Origin of the sequence: Pseudoalteromonas sp. NZS71 (assembly GCF_015864715.1) — a bacterium.
Classification (GTDB): domain Bacteria; phylum Pseudomonadota; class Gammaproteobacteria; order Enterobacterales; family Alteromonadaceae; genus Pseudoalteromonas; species Pseudoalteromonas arctica.
The window spans coordinates 125,469-139,485 of the sequence record NZ_JADYWS010000008.1 but is presented as its reverse complement, the minus strand read 5'-3'; the positions used below and the strand labels follow the sequence as shown (position 1 = coordinate 139,485).

Sequence of the window (14,017 nt, the reverse complement as noted above, 5' to 3'; positions counted from 1 at the left end):
TATGTTGAAAAAGTTTTTAGCTATTGTAGCAATTGGCACAATGACGCTAACTCAAAGCGTAAGTGCAGCAGATGTTAAATTGGTTGATCCAAATAAAATGGTACGCCAAGTTGCCGATAATACATTTGCACGTATTAAAAAAGACCAGCCATTAATTGTTAAAGATCAAGAGCATCTTCGCGTAATCGTTGAAGAAGAATTAATGCCTTATATCGACTACAAATATGCAGCACTTCGCGTACTAGGTAGTGAGGTATCTAAAGTACGTGCAATTACCGACGAAGCTGAAAAAGCCAAAGCAATTAAAGAAATTCAACGCTTTATTGGTGTATTTAGAGAGTACTTAGTTGCAACTTATGCTGGTGTATTCACTCAATATACAAACCAAAAAGTTGAGTTTGGTGCCGAGCAAGCATTTAAAGGCAAAGACGTAGTTGTTGTTAAGACTAAAATTATTGAAGACGGTAAACCTGATATCAGAATCGATTTTAAAGTACGTGAAGACCGCGACGGTGAATGGCGCGCGTACGATATGATTGCTGAAGGTATTAGTTTACTAGATGCAAAACAAAGTGAACTACAAGGTATTTTGCGCCAGCAAGGTATTGATAATGTAAGTAACCTTTTAGAGCAAAAGAGTCAGCTACCAGTTCAGTTTAGAGGCAGTAACTCGAATGACTAAATTGGCAATAAGCCAAGTTGATGGACAACATTTTCGAGTAAGCGGTGAGCTTACTCGAAATTCAATTGGCGATGAGCAGCTTCTGAACAACAAGTTATTAACTAAGCATAAAATCATCTATTTCGACCTAAGTGGAGTATCAAGGGTTGACACAGCGGGCTTAGCTTGGTTAATTCACTCTTTTGCAGAATTAAAGCAGCAAGGCATTCGCCTTGAATTGCAAAACCTACCTGAGCAATTGCAAAATTTAATGCAATTGGGTCAGGTTACAACCCTATTTGAGTGAGAGTTATGGAAACTAGCCAAGTCGAAACATTATTACGCGAAGAACTTCAATTAGCTGAAGTACATGTAAAAGCCAATGGTAGCCATTATGAAGTTGTTGCAGTAGGCGAATGCTTTGACGGTTTAAGCCGAGTTAAAAAGCAGCAGCTAGTCTATGGTCCATTAATGAATACAATTTCAGATGGCACAATTCACGCAGTATCTATTCGTGCATTTACTCCTGTAGAGTGGAAGCGTGAACAAAAATTTATTTTACCGCAATAAATAGGGCCTCTTAATGGATCAATTTGTAATTCAAGGTGGTACTTCACTTGCTGGTGAAGTGACTATTTCTGGCGCTAAAAATGCCGCACTTCCTATTTTGTTTGCTTCATTATTAGCTGATGGAAAAAGTACATTTACTAATGTACCGCGCCTTCGCGATATAGTGACCACTGAAGCCTTATTAAAAACTCTAGGTGCTGATGTTAATTGGCACGGCGATACGCTAGTGATTGACGGCGCAACGGTTAATAAAACATTAGCGCCATACGACTTAGTTAAGCAAATGCGTGCCTCTGTACTTGCATTAGGCCCTTTAGTCGCACGTTTTGGTGAAGCTCAAGTGTCTTTACCTGGAGGGTGTGCTATTGGTGCTCGTCCTGTTGATATACATATTCAAGGTTTAGAGCGCATGGGCGCGGTAATTAACGTTGAAAATGGTTATATTAATGCCAAGGTAAACGGGCGCTTAAAAGGCGCTGAAATCTTTATGGAAATGGTAAGCGTAGGCGCTACTGAAAACCTCTTGATGGCAGCTGCTCTTGCTGATGGCAAAACCATACTTGATAATGCTGCTCGCGAGCCCGAAATAATTGATTTAGCTAATTGCTTAATTGCAATGGGCGCTAAAATCACAGGTGCAGGAACCAGCCGCATTGAAGTTGAAGGCGTTGAGCGTTTAGCAGGATGCGAGCACAGTATTTTACCAGATAGAATTGAGACTGGTACATTTTTAGTCGCTGCAGCAATGGCTGGCGGTGAAGTACTTTGTAAAAACACTGACTTTCACTCCCTTGAGCCTGTAATTGAAAAATTACGCGCAACCAATGCACACCTAGAGGTGAATAACGACAGTATTTATCTTGATATGCGCGGCCGAGAACTAAGAGCCGTTAATATTAAAACAGCCCCACACCCAGGTTTTCCTACGGATATGCAAGCTCAGTTTACAGCATTGAATGTAGTAGCAAATGGTAGTGCGACTATTACAGAAACGATTTTTGAAAACCGTTTCATGCATGTACCAGAGTTACAGCGTATGGGCGCTAATATTCGTTTAGAAGGACATACCGCAATTTGTGGTGAGACTGAAAGCTTAACGGGTGCGCAAGTGATGGCAACCGATCTACGCGCTTCAGCTAGTTTAATTTTGACGGGTATAGTGGCTCAAGGTGAAACGGTCGTTGATCGTATTTATCACGTTGATAGAGGTTATCAGCGCATTGAAGATAAGTTAAGTGCGTTAGGTGCAAATATTAAACGTAGAAGTAGCTAAGTAGATACTTAACTAATTACACTATTTTGAAAAAAAAGGTCGGATATGCGAATTGCTATCCGGCCTTTTTATTGACGATTTATGCAGGTTGGTATTATTCTTTATTAAAGCTTTGTTTCAAGCTCAGCTACCACCACCATGATTTTTTCTATTTTCCCATCTCTGTAAAGCTCAAACTCTATTTCTTTACCGGGCTCTGTATTACCTATTTCTTCCAGCACTTTTTGTGGGTTTGCTACCGAAAGGCCTGCAATTTTAATAACGATATCTTGCTCTTCAATGCCCGCTTGCCATGCTGGACCCAAAGGGTCTAAATTAGTAATTCGCATGCCCGTAACGGGAGTTAGGCTGTCGTTGACTTCTTTACCGGTACTATCTACTGCTGTGCCTTCGAAGCCTAGATAGCCACGTACAACACGACCATGACGAATGAGTTTTCCCATTACTTTTTTAGCAAGCGAGTAAGGCACCGCAAAGAATATTCCTTGAATATTCAGATTCTCACGCGTTTTAAACTGCGCAGAGGTAATACCGACTAAATCACCATTGGAGTTAACTAATGCGCCGCCAGAGTTGCCCACGTTAATAGCCGCATCCATTTGTAATAAGTTATTGTACGGACTGTCTGTAATCTTTTGCTTACCCGTTGCGCTAATGATGCCTTGCGTGATTGTTTGACCTAAATTAAGCGGGTTACCTATAGCAAGTACCACATCGCCTACGCTCGATACATAGCTATCATCGACAGGAATGACCGGAAGGTGATCTGCATTTATTTTAAGTAAGGCTAAATCAGTAATGGTATCAAAACCAATTAGCTGCACATCAAAAAAGCGTCGACCATCGGTTAGAATAACCATAATTTGATCTGCGTTATTAACAACATGGTAGTTAGTAAGAATATAACCGTCTTGCGACATGATGACGCCAGAGCCTAGCTCTTGTACTGTGTTTTTTCTTTTATAACGGGGTTCTTTGGAAATGCTTTCTGAAAAAATAGTAACCACAGAAGGAGCTGCTCGTTTAACTGCATCAGAAAAACTCAGGTGACCCGCACTCATAGCGCTTGGTAGGGGAACATTTGGAAGTAAGGCCGCTCGCATATTAGGGCTGAAAAAAACCACTAAAAAAGCAATACTTAGGCCTGCAAATAAAGGGGGAAGAATAAATTTTATTAGTTTCAGCACGATTTTCTTATTATGTAAGTGAGCAATCTCTTTATGATGACATAAAAAAAATAACAGCGGCAAGTGCCACTGTTATTTTTATTACATTAATAGTGTGATTTATTACTGAATTAAAATAAATATGGACTCACGACCACGCTGCACGCCAAGTACTATATTACCTTTTGTACTATCTATGATTTTATTCATGTCGCGAATCGTTTCAACTCGCTGACGATTCACTTGCATAATAATATCACCCTCTTCAAGGCCAACACGGGCAGAAGGTGAGCGAGGATCTACAGAAGTAATCTCAACACCTTTATTGCTATTTTTTTGCACGTTTTCAAGCGTCGCGCCTTGGAATGCGGGGTGTAGTTCTTCGCCTGTCGCTGTAACACCAGATGCACCATCAAGGGTTACTTTTACTGTTTTAATTTTACCATCGCGGTAAATGCCTAGTTTTATCTCACGGCCTTCACCGAGCGTAGCTATTTTGCTGCGTAGTTCGTGGAACCCACTAATATCGCCACCGTTAATGCTAACAATGACATCACCAGCTTCAATACCTGCTTTACTTGCGGCAGTGTCGTCCATTACTTGCATTACATAAGCACCTTGTTTGACATCAAGTTGCTGTGCTTTTGCAAGTCCAGCATCAAGTGGACGACCAGAAATGCCTAACGAGCCTCGACGCACTTCACCATGTTCAATAATTTGATCGACTAGATTTTTCATCATATTAGATGGAATCGCAAAACCAATGCCCACGTTGCCGCCAGAAGCACCTAAAATAGCGGTATTAATACCAATCAACTCACCATTGAGGTTAACTAAGGCACCGCCAGAATTACCTTGGTTAATAGCTGCGTCGGTTTGAATGAAATCTTCGTAGCCCTCAATGTTTAAACCACTTCGACCAAGGGCACTAACAATACCTGATGTAACTGTGTGGCTAAGACCAAATGGGTTACCAATAGCGACAGCAAAGTCACCCACTCGTAAATTATCTGAGTTAGCGAGTTTGATTTCAGTTAAGTCATCAGCGTCTATTTGTAAAAGAGCGATGTCTGATTCTGTGTCAGTACCAATTTTAGTTGCTTCAAATTCACGGCCATCTTCGAGAGTAACTACCATTTTTTCGGCGTCTTGGATTACGTGGTTATTAGTCACTACATAGCCCTCATCAGCATCAATAATGACCCCAGAACCTAATCCACTAAATTGGCGTTTTTGACTGCGAGGCTGCTGTTGTCCAAAAAAGTATTCGAGAGGATCTGCACGGCGGCGTACTTCTTTAGAGCCTGAAACTTGGATACTTACAACACCAGGAGATATTTTCTCTAGCATGGGCGCAAGAGTGGGTAGTTGTTGACCATTTACTGCAATTGGCATTTTTGCATAAGACGCTACAGGGCTCATTAATAAGCTTGTAGATAGAATAGCTGCGCTGATAAGTGATAATTTCATTTTCATAGTCAGGGGTAACTCCACTTAAGATAAAGCAAAAACAAAAAGGGCTACTTTAAAAGCAGCCCTTTTTGGTTTATTAAGATAAAACAACAAAGCTGTTATATCTAAAGACTATGGGGTCTAAAAAAAGTTCATCAAGATACTTTAGAATGTTCTGAAACTTTATTTTGACCAGCAAATAAACCTGATTCACCCGATACATAATCAGCTGGTTGCGCTGCGGCTGAAGAACGATCTGAACGACGTTCTTTTAAAGACGCTTGTAGTTGTTCTGTTGTTTCTTTAGAAAAATAAGGTTCTGCTGGTGCTTTATTTCTATCTTCTAAAAGAAGTTGGTTTGTTTCTTCAACGTGACTAAGCAGTTGATCATAGTTTTCTTTCATTTTATTTACGAGCTTGCCAGTATTCGCTAAATGATCAGCGACATCTTGACGATACTGCTCTAACGCATTTTCAGCTTGCTCTGCCTGCTCTTTTAATTCATCTTGTTTGAATTGTTTTTTAGTAACAAATGCGCCAATAAAAAATGCTACAACAGCAGCAATAACAATTAAACCTACCCACATAACTGTGCCCATAAAAACTACCCCTTTGGGAAAATAACTAACGAATGCCGATTCAATTATAAATCATACTAAGTGTAATATACCCCGAGTTATGATGCGTGTTAATATGCTTTGCAAATTAAACTGTGTTTTAACTGTAAATAGATATGACTCCTTGGCAAACATACCAACAAGACTTAAAGCGAGATGACTTTGTACACGACGCAGCACAAGAAAATGCTGTGCGCCATTTACAACGTCTATACGATGATCTAACTCAGGCAAAGCCAAAACAAAAAGGTTTTTTTGCTAAGTTATTTAGTAAAGATGAACCTGCGCCTATAAAAGGTTTGTACTTTTGGGGTGGAGTAGGGCGTGGTAAAACTTATTTAGTTGACACTTTTTACGAATCACTACCGGGCACACGTAAAATGCGCGTGCACTTTCATCGATTTATGCACCGAGTGCATAATGAGCTTAAAAAACTAAACAATACGGCTAATCCATTAGAAAAAATAGCCGACACTTTCAAAGCTGAAACAGACATAATTTGTTTTGATGAGTTTTTTGTTCAAGATATTACCGATGCTATGTTGCTAGGTGGCTTAATGGAAGCGCTATTTGCACGGGGTATAGTACTTGTTGCTACCTCTAATATAGTGCCTGATGAGCTTTACAGAAATGGCTTGCAGCGTGCCCGCTTTGTCCCTGCTATAGAACTGGTTAAGCTCAATACAGAAATAGTTAATGTAGACTCAGGTATTGATTATCGGTTGCGTACCTTAGAGCAAGCCGAAATTTTTCATAGTCCGTTAGATAAAGAAGCGGATAAAAACCTATTTGAATACTTCGATAAGCTATCGTCAGAGCCTGGACAATTAGATGAGCCGATAGAGATAGAAGGTCGTTTAATCAAAACGCGAAAAGTAGCCAAATGCGTGGTGATGTTTGAGTTTAGTGAATTGTGCGAAACAGCGCGTAGTCAGGTTGATTACATGGAGATTAGTCGCTTATATAATACGGTGATTATTTCTAACGTAAAACAGCTTGGGCAAACTAATGATGATGCCGCTAGACGCTTTATTGCTTTAGTGGATGAATTTTACGAGCGCCATGTAACTTTAATTATATCGGCTGAAAAACCTATTACCGAACTTTATACCCAAGGTAATTTAAACTTTGAATTTAAGCGCTGTATAAGCCGTTTGCAAGAAATGCAGTCTCTAGAGTATTTAGCTAGAGAGCATTTGGTTTAAATTAGTAGGTAAAAGTGTAATAGGTTAGCCATTAAAAATAAGAGGTGCATATATAGTACTTCTTATTTCTAAAATTTCTTGTGGAAAAAACAACCGGCGAGTAGCAATGTGTTTTAAGTGCTGGTATACTCCCGCGTCTGCCACGTTGCGTTCTATGCCCTCATATAGTCTAGCCACTTGTGAGCGGCGCAAAAGTCTAAAACTCGAAGGGGTTATAGCAAACTTAGAGCAGTAGTTAATATTAACTACTTGTGGTTTTAATTGAAAAACATTGGATTTTTATAAATGAAAACGTTTGTTGCTAAACCAGAAACAGTAAAACGTGACTGGTACGTAGTTGACGCTGAAGGTAAAACTTTAGGTCGCATCGCTACTGAAATCGCTCATCGCCTACGCGGTAAGCATAAAGTTGAATATACACCGCACGTAGATACTGGTGATTATATCATCGTTATCAACGCTGAAAAAGTTACTGTAACTGGTAACAAATTCAAAAACAAAGTGTACTATTCACACTCTGGTTTTCCAGGTGGTCTTAAGTCTACTACTTTTGATAAACTTCAAGCTGCAAAGCCTGAAATGATCATCGAGAAGGCTGTTAAGGGCATGTTGCCACGTGGTCCTTTAGGCCGCGCTATGTACCGTAAACTTAAAGTTTACACAGGTACTGAGCACAACCATGCTGCACAACAGCCTCAGGTTCTAGACATTTAAGGAGCACCATCATGGCAAATCAATACTACGGTACAGGTCGTCGTAAAAGTTCAAGTGCTCGCGTATTCTTACGCCCAGGCACTGGTAACATCGTAATCAACAAACGCTCTCTAGAAGAGTATTTTGGTCGCGAAACAGCACGCATGGTTGTTCATCAAGCTCTTGAGCTAGTTGATATGACTGAAAAATTTGACCTTTACATCACCGTTTCTGGTGGTGGTACAACTGGTCAAGCTGGTGCTATCCGTCATGGTATCACTCGTGCACTTATGGAGTTTGACGAATCATTACGTTCACAACTTCGTAAAGCAGGTTTTGTTACACGTGATGCACGTAAAGTTGAACGTAAGAAAGTGGGTCTTAAGAAAGCGCGTAAGCGTCCACAGTTCTCAAAACGTTAATCTATACGTTATCAAGAATTCAAAAACCCAGCTTATGCTGGGTTTTTTGTTTTCAAATCAAAATGTTTACATTTGCAACTTAATATAAAGTTATTTATATCGACGGTGATACTGGGTGATTGCAGCAATTAATGATGATCAAATTGATTAATAACTGCGTATTAATCAAACGAAAGTTAAAAAACACTCAGATAGCTGCAAAAAAGTTAAATAATTATCGTAATTAGTTTAAATCCATCAGTTAATTGGTGGAATTTTTTGCTACAATTGGCATTGAAGTAAAATGAGTGAGTTTAACCGCACTATGTACAGTTTTTACTGTTTCCTCTTAGTGGTGTTGATCTTGGTCAGTATATTGTTTTTACAGAAGCGTTATTATAGTCGTTCGGCTTTATTCTCGAACCTACTTAATCAAATTTTGATCAAGTTAGTTTTATTCGAGCATAGGGCTTTGAATAACCTTGTTTTAATCAAGGGTTTTAATTATGATCGCTTCTATTTTAAAAATTCGAATAATTAACCTGCTGTAACTGATGTTCTCAATATAGCAAGTGTTGAGAATCATAGTGGAGATAAGTGGATGAGCAATGCGCCTGTAGACAATGGCCGACGTCGCTTTTTAACCATAGCTACCTCTGTTGTAGGTGGTGTTGGTGCGGCTGGGGCTGCTGTTCCTTTTATTGCGTCTTGGAATCCAAGTGAGCGAGCTAAATCTGCGGGTGCGCCTGTAGAAGTAGATATCAGCAAACTTGAACCGGGACAATTAATACGTGTCGAGTGGCGTGGTAAACCTGTATGGGTTGTATCACGGACCCCAAAAATGCTTGAGCAAATGAAAGAACATGAAGGTCAACTTCGTGATCCGCAATCGCAAGAGCCACAACAATTAGAATCATCAACAAATGATTACCGTTCATTACGTCCAGAAATATTTTTGGCTGTAGGTATCTGTACGCATTTAGGGTGTTCGCCAGGCTTTTTACAAGGTAACTTTGGTGAGAAAGTAGAAGGAACCGACGATGGTTTCTACTGCCCATGCCACGGTTCTAAATTTGATATGGCTGGCCGTGTGTTCCAATCGGTACCTGCGCCATTGAACTTAGAAATACCACCTTATACTTTTCTAGATGAAACCACTATTTTAGTGGGCGAAGAAAGAGGGGTTGCCTAATGTTTGGTAAGATTATTGGTTGGATTGACGACCGAATCCCAATGACACGTGTTTGGAACATGCATATTGCACAGTATCCAGCACCTAAAAACTTTAACTTCTGGTACTTCTTTGGCTCGCTAGCCATGTTAGTACTAGTAAACCAAATCCTTACAGGTATTTGGTTAACGATGAACTTTGTTCCATCTGCTGAAGGTGCATTCGCCTCGGTTGAATACATCATGCGTGATGTAGAATATGGCTGGTTATTACGTTACTTGCACTCAACAGGTGCATCAGCGTTTTTCATCGTTGTATATATGCATATGTTCCGTGGCATGATCTACGGTTCTTATCAAAAACCACGTGAATTACTGTGGTTGTTTGGTATGTTTATTTTCTTAGCATTAATGGCTGAAGCGTTCATGGGATATTTATTACCATGGGGTCAAATGTCATTCTGGGGTGCTCAGGTAATCATTTCATTATTCGGTGCGATTCCGGTTATTGGTGATGATTTAACGCTTTGGATCCGTGGTGACTACGTAATATCAGGTGCAACGCTTAACCGCTTCTTTGCATTACATGTAATTGCACTACCACTGGTTATTGTAATCTTAGTTTTCTTACACATTGTTGCTCTACACGAAGTGGGTTCGAATAACCCTGAAGGTATTGAGATTAAACGTAAGAAAGGCTCAGTAGCTGAAGAAGATAAGCCTAAATTTAAATTCCATGAGTATTACACCGACAAAAAAGACATTGTTGATGCGATACCGTTCCATCCTTACTACACAGTTAAAGATATTGTGGGTGTGGTTGGCTTTTTAATATTGTTTTGTTGGGTTGTGTTCTTTATGCCTGCGATGAATGGATTCTTTTTAGAAGGTCCTAACTTCGAAGCGGCTAATCCGCTTAAAACTCCAGAGCATATTTTCCCGGTTTGGTACTTTACGCCATTCTATGCAATCTTACGTGCAATCCCAGATAAGTTAATTGGTGTTGCGGCGATGGGTGCATCGATAGTGGTACTTGCGTTACTACCTTGGGTAGACCGTGGTAGAGTTAAATCGGTTCGTTACCGTTGTGGTTTCCATAAATGGAACATTGCAGGTTTTGTTGTAACTTTCGTTCTTTTAGGTTGGGTGGGTGCAACTCCACAAACTGATCTGAAAACGATTATTTCTCAAATCTGTACTGTGACTTACTTTATGTTCTTCGTACTGTTGTTTGTATACAGTAAGAATGAAAAAACTAAGCCATTGCCAGAGAGGTTAACGAAATGATGAAGAAGCTTATTATTGGTTTATTTGCTTTATCAGTAAACTTGTTACCTAACATGGTTATGGCAGCAGGTCCGTCGGTTCCTTTAATGGAGGCGAACAACGACCTTACTGATCAACCATCTTTACAACGCGGTGCAAAGTTGTTCATGAACTACTGTCTTGGTTGTCACCAAATGCAGTATCAACGTTATGAACGTACTTTTCGTGATATCGGTATCCCAACAGAGGTTGGTTTAGAGCAGTTGATTTTTGACGGTTCTAAAGTTGGTAGTCATATTACTAACGCGATTACAAAAGACGATGCAGCAAAATGGTTTGGTGCGGCTCCGCCGGATTTAACTCTAATTGCTCGTGTAAAATCACCAGATTATATTTACACGTACTTAAAATCGTTTTATAAAGATGAATCTCGTCCGTTTGGGGTTAACAACATTGTTTTCCCATCGGTAGGTATGCCTCACGTTCTTCAAGAACTACAAGGTTTACCAACACCTATCACTAAAGAAGTACAAGAGCATGGTCACACTGTGACTAAAGTTATCGCTACTGAAACAGATGGTACGGGCGAATTAAGCATAGATGAATACGACCAAGCGGCTCGTGATTTAACAAACTTCCTTGAGTACGTGGGTGAACCTTCACGTCTTGAATCGGAAGCGCTAGGTATTAAGGTAATAGGATTTTTAATTATCCTGTTTATCTTGGCATTTATGCTTAAGAAAGAATACTGGAGAGATGTTCATTAGGTTGAACATTTTTAAAGGTAATTTTGCAATAGGGGCTTAAGCCCCTTTTGCTGTTTTAGTTATTTAATGGAGGTATAGGCATGGCCGTAGCTGCCAATAAGCGCCCTGTAATGACCCTTTTTTCTGGTGCTAACTGTATGTATAGCCACCAAGTACGTATTGTACTTGCGGAAAAAGGTGTAAGTGTAGATATTCATTTGGCTGAAAAAGATAACTTGCCAGAAGCACTTCACGAAATTAACCCTTACGGTACAGTGCCAACACTGATTGACCGTGAGCTTGGTTTATACCAGGCAAACATCATCATGGAATACCTTGATGAACGTTTTCCTCATCCTCCACTAATGCCTGTTTACCCGGTAATGCGTGGTCGTAGCCGCTTAATGATGCATCGTATTGATACTGATTGGTACAGCTTAGCTGACAAAATCAGTAACAACACGTCAGACGCTGCTCAAGCTCGTAAAGAGCTAACAGAAGCATTGCTTGCTGTAGCACCTATTTTTAGCGAAGCACCTTACTTTATGAGTGAAGAGTTTAGCTTAGTAGACTGTTATTTAGCTCCACTATTATGGCGTTTACCAGAGTTTGGTATTGAGCTTAATGGTGCCGGTTCTAAAGAGCTTAAAGAGTACATGATCCGTTTATTTGAACGTGAGTCATTCCAAGCCTCTTTAACTGAAGCTGAGCGTGAGATCCGTTTATAATGACGCCTAATCGTCCTTATTTATTACGTGCTTTTTTTGATTGGATAGTCGATAACGAGTGTACACCGCATTTAGTGGTAGACGCTGGATTTGCAAATGTACAAGTGCCAACACAATTTGTTCAAGACGGACAAATTGTTTTAAACATAAGTCCATCAGCGGTCACACAGTTTTCGTTAGACTTAACCCAACTTAGCTTCAGTGCGCGCTTTGGTGGTCAGCCAATGCAAGTGTATGTACCTCTAGGTGCTGTGCTTGCAATATACGCGCGTGAAAATGGCGAAGGAACAGTCTTTACCGCAGATGAGTTTTTAGAGGACGAAGACGATTTTGTGCCAGAGCTTGAAAGTGTTGATTCATCAGCTGAGTTTATTGATGAAACACCACCAGAAAAGCCTGAGAAGAAAAAAGGCTCTCATTTACGCGTTATTAAATAATAAGTAAATGCCAAAAAAAACCGCTGAATAAGCGGTTTTTTTATGTCTGTATTTTGCTTTACATATATTCAAATACTTTAATTACACGCTCTACGCCAGAAACATTGCGGGCAATATTTACAGCTTGAGTTGACTCAGAGTCAGATACTAAGCCCATTAAAAAAACTTCAGCATTTTCTGTCACTACTTTAATGTTATTACTGCTAATGTCTTTTGCTGTTAGTAGCTGGGCTTTTACTTTAGAAGTTAGCCAAGAGTCGTGAGTTTGTGTAGTAATGCCAGTATTTGAGCCAATACGAATTTGGTTATGTATTTTACGAATACCTGAAACGCCCTCAATGGTGCGCTGCGCTTCGTTTCTCATTTCTTCGTTAGATACTTGGCCAACAAGTAAAACAATACCGTTAACGCTTACAGCGCTTATATTGGCAAACTTTTCAAGACGTTCTACTTCGCTAAGTGCAATACTGGCTTTTATTTCAATATTGTTATCGTCAATTTGAGAGCCAATAGTACGGCGATCGTTCGCTGCAGTTACTGCACTGGCTGTACCTGCAACAACAGCGGCTGCGCAGCCTTGCAGTAATACAACAGTACCTAAAACAATAAGAGAGCGTTTAAACATAATTTTCATCCTGAGGGAAAAGCGTTAAATCAACAAGTTCGCTTAAACAATGTAAGTTAACTAAATGGGATTCGATAATGCGGCTAGGGCGTTTAGATGGCGATCTAATTTCAACATCGTTAGGTCCAAGTAGCCCTACCAACTCGCCACCATCATCACCAACCATAACTATGACCTTCATATCTTTAGTTAGTGCAGCTTCAACGGCAGAAATAACATGTTTTTCGTTACCGTTTATAGCCAGTACAAGCAATAAATCACCTTGTTGGGCAAAAGCGCGGACTTGGCGAGCAAATGTATCGTAATCGTCTACTTGAGTACTTTGCCCCAGATTAACGTTTTCTTGCGATAGAGCAATTGCAGGTAAGCAGGGACGTTCGGTTTCATAATGATTAACCAACACACCCGCCATATGCTGAGCGAGCATGTGGCAATTTGCAGTACCGCAGCAAATGAGTTTATTTCCGTTGATCAGACTTTGTGCAATAGTAAATGCAGCTGACTCAAGAGCACTAGGTAGCACTTCACCTGCAGCGATTTGAACTTGAATGCTTTCTGTAAAAATTTCTTTAATTGTGTCTTGCATAGCCTACCAATAATTTATCTTTGTATTTGCGTTTAAAATACATTTTTAAGCCAATTAATATTAGGAGATGCTTCTCCTGTAATGGCTACATAATCAATTCTTAGAGCTTGGTTAGTTAAATTTTTAGCTGCTAAGTAATGATAAATACTACGTTTTAATCGAGCTTGTTTTTGTGGACTAAGCGCATAGTTGGCACCGCCACGAGCATTATTTTTGCGAAACTTAACCTCAACGAATACAAGGGTATCGCCTTCTTTCATAATGACATCAAGCTCACCAAAGGGGCAGTAATAATTACGTTCAATGGGTGTTAGCCCTTGAGTAACTAAGTATTTTTGCGCTTCAAGCTCATAATACTGGCCTTTTTCGCGACTATTGTGCCACAGCTCTTTAAACCACGACATGCCGCCCCCTTAATTAA

Annotated in this window: 18 protein-coding genes; 12 read left to right on the top strand and 6 right to left on the bottom strand. The window is 40.0% G+C overall.

Going from position 1 to position 14,017, the window contains the following annotated elements:
- Position 1 precedes the first annotated feature (1 nt).
- From I6E85_RS07360 to murA, 4 genes are read left to right on the top strand one after another with little or no spacing between them, the layout of a single operon-like run.
- Complete coding sequence (locus tag I6E85_RS07360; RefSeq protein WP_024599261.1) at positions 2 to 682, top strand: phospholipid-binding protein MlaC; 681 nt, start codon at positions 2 to 4, stop codon at positions 680 to 682.
- Positions 675 to 968: a lipid asymmetry maintenance protein MlaB gene (locus I6E85_RS07355; protein WP_024599262.1), complete on the top strand. Its 294-nt coding sequence runs from the start codon at positions 675 to 677 to the stop codon at positions 966 to 968. Before I6E85_RS07360 ends, I6E85_RS07355 begins: the two co-directional genes overlap by 8 nt.
- A gap of 5 nt (positions 969 to 973) precedes the next feature.
- The gene (locus I6E85_RS07350; protein WP_002957953.1) at positions 974 to 1,231 is read left to right on the top strand and encodes a BolA family protein; all 258 of its coding nucleotides are present in this window, start codon (positions 974 to 976) and stop codon (positions 1,229 to 1,231) included.
- Between the two features lie 13 nt (positions 1,232 to 1,244).
- Complete coding sequence (murA, locus tag I6E85_RS07345) at positions 1,245 to 2,504, top strand: UDP-N-acetylglucosamine 1-carboxyvinyltransferase (protein WP_024599263.1); 1,260 nt, start codon at positions 1,245 to 1,247, stop codon at positions 2,502 to 2,504.
- A 104-nt stretch (positions 2,505 to 2,608) separates the two neighbouring features.
- Here the strand turns inward: murA and I6E85_RS07340 are convergent, their stop codons facing one another.
- From I6E85_RS07340 to I6E85_RS07330, 3 genes are all read right to left on the bottom strand, one after another.
- Positions 2,609 to 3,691, bottom strand: a complete 1,083-nt coding sequence (locus tag I6E85_RS07340; protein WP_024599264.1) for a trypsin-like peptidase domain-containing protein — start codon at positions 3,689 to 3,691, stop codon at positions 2,609 to 2,611.
- A 102-nt stretch (positions 3,692 to 3,793) separates the two neighbouring features.
- Positions 3,794 to 5,146, bottom strand: a complete 1,353-nt coding sequence (locus I6E85_RS07335; RefSeq protein ID WP_197236770.1) for a Do family serine endopeptidase — start codon at positions 5,144 to 5,146, stop codon at positions 3,794 to 3,796.
- Positions 5,147 to 5,277: 131 nt separating this feature from the next.
- The gene (locus I6E85_RS07330) at positions 5,278 to 5,721 is read right to left on the bottom strand and encodes a YhcB family protein (protein WP_007580324.1); all 444 of its coding nucleotides are present in this window, start codon (positions 5,719 to 5,721) and stop codon (positions 5,278 to 5,280) included.
- 134 nt (positions 5,722 to 5,855) lie between these two features.
- On the opposite strand from I6E85_RS07330, the gene zapE reads away from it, so the two are divergent.
- The 8 genes from zapE (at position 5,856) to I6E85_RS07290 (ending at position 12,385) form a co-directional block, all read left to right on the top strand.
- On the top strand, positions 5,856 to 6,944 hold the full coding sequence (zapE, locus tag I6E85_RS07325; RefSeq protein WP_010554277.1) for a cell division protein ZapE: 1,089 nt from the start codon (positions 5,856 to 5,858) through the stop codon (positions 6,942 to 6,944).
- A gap of 285 nt (positions 6,945 to 7,229) precedes the next feature.
- The gene (rplM, locus tag I6E85_RS07320; RefSeq protein ID WP_007378318.1) at positions 7,230 to 7,658 is read left to right on the top strand and encodes a 50S ribosomal protein L13; all 429 of its coding nucleotides are present in this window, start codon (positions 7,230 to 7,232) and stop codon (positions 7,656 to 7,658) included.
- Between the two features lie 8 nt (positions 7,659 to 7,666).
- Positions 7,667 to 8,059 (top strand): 30S ribosomal protein S9, encoded by a 393-nt coding sequence (gene rpsI, locus I6E85_RS07315; protein ID WP_024590200.1) that lies wholly within the window; start codon positions 7,667 to 7,669, stop codon positions 8,057 to 8,059.
- A gap of 580 nt (positions 8,060 to 8,639) precedes the next feature.
- Positions 8,640 to 9,230 carry a ubiquinol-cytochrome c reductase iron-sulfur subunit gene (gene petA / locus I6E85_RS07310; protein WP_024599269.1) on the top strand — a complete coding sequence of 197 codons (591 nt, stop codon included), beginning with the start codon at positions 8,640 to 8,642 and terminating at the stop codon, positions 9,228 to 9,230.
- Positions 9,230 to 10,495, top strand: a complete 1,266-nt coding sequence (locus tag I6E85_RS07305; protein WP_007378320.1) for a cytochrome b N-terminal domain-containing protein — start codon at positions 9,230 to 9,232, stop codon at positions 10,493 to 10,495. The genes petA and I6E85_RS07305 overlap by 1 nt, the downstream gene beginning before the upstream one ends.
- Positions 10,492 to 11,241: a cytochrome c1 gene (locus I6E85_RS07300; protein WP_007580337.1), complete on the top strand. Its 750-nt coding sequence runs from the start codon at positions 10,492 to 10,494 to the stop codon at positions 11,239 to 11,241. The genes I6E85_RS07305 and I6E85_RS07300 overlap by 4 nt, the downstream gene beginning before the upstream one ends.
- A gap of 80 nt (positions 11,242 to 11,321) precedes the next feature.
- Positions 11,322 to 11,948, top strand: a complete 627-nt coding sequence (sspA, locus tag I6E85_RS07295; protein WP_002957965.1) for a stringent starvation protein SspA — start codon at positions 11,322 to 11,324, stop codon at positions 11,946 to 11,948.
- Positions 11,948 to 12,385 (top strand): ClpXP protease specificity-enhancing factor, encoded by a 438-nt coding sequence (locus I6E85_RS07290; RefSeq protein ID WP_007580339.1) that lies wholly within the window; start codon positions 11,948 to 11,950, stop codon positions 12,383 to 12,385. The genes sspA and I6E85_RS07290 overlap by 1 nt, the downstream gene beginning before the upstream one ends.
- Before the next feature lie 58 nt (positions 12,386 to 12,443).
- On the opposite strand, the gene dolP is transcribed toward I6E85_RS07290, so the two are convergent.
- The 3 genes from dolP to I6E85_RS07275 are packed head-to-tail and all read right to left on the bottom strand — an operon-like array spanning position 12,444 to position 14,000.
- Complete coding sequence (gene dolP, locus I6E85_RS07285) at positions 12,444 to 13,010, bottom strand: division/outer membrane stress-associated lipid-binding lipoprotein (RefSeq protein WP_024590201.1); 567 nt, start codon at positions 13,008 to 13,010, stop codon at positions 12,444 to 12,446.
- Complete coding sequence (locus tag I6E85_RS07280; RefSeq protein WP_197236769.1) at positions 13,003 to 13,596, bottom strand: SIS domain-containing protein; 594 nt, start codon at positions 13,594 to 13,596, stop codon at positions 13,003 to 13,005. Before I6E85_RS07280 ends, dolP begins: the two co-directional genes overlap by 8 nt.
- A gap of 32 nt (positions 13,597 to 13,628) precedes the next feature.
- On the bottom strand, positions 13,629 to 14,000 hold the full coding sequence (locus I6E85_RS07275) for a YraN family protein (protein WP_010554278.1): 372 nt from the start codon (positions 13,998 to 14,000) through the stop codon (positions 13,629 to 13,631).
- Between the last annotated feature and the right edge of the window lie 17 nt (positions 14,001 to 14,017).